General features: G+C 48.7%; 2 tRNA genes. Both read left to right on the forward strand.

What is annotated here, in order from left to right:
• Window positions 1–77 precede the first annotated feature (77 nt).
• Window positions 78–154, forward strand: a tRNA-Ile gene (locus AB4371_RS22470).
• Window positions 155–168: 14 nt separating this feature from the next.
• Window positions 169–244 (forward strand) — tRNA-Ala (locus AB4371_RS22475).
• Window positions 245–298 lie beyond the last annotated feature (54 nt).

Here is a 298-nt window from a genome sequence, read left to right on the forward strand (position 1 = left end):
CACCTCCTTATACGAAGATATTTACGATGAGTACCCACACAGATTGATTAGGTTTAGAAAAGTTAAGAGACGATATTGGGTCTGTAGCTCAGCTGGTTAGAGCGCTCGCCTGATAAGCGGGAGGTCGGTGGTTCAAGTCCACTCAGACCCACCAATATCGACCTAGATGGGGCTATAGCTCAGCTGGGAGAGCGCCTGCCTTGCACGCAGGAGGTCTGCGGTTCGATCCCGCATAGCTCCACCATCTTTAAGCGTTCTTGTTCGACAAAAAGTCTTACGAGAGTCTTTAAAAATGGTT

It is taken from the genome of Vibrio sp. 10N.261.51.A3, assembly GCF_041471965.1.
GTDB lineage: Bacteria > Pseudomonadota > Gammaproteobacteria > Enterobacterales > Vibrionaceae > Vibrio > Vibrio crassostreae_C.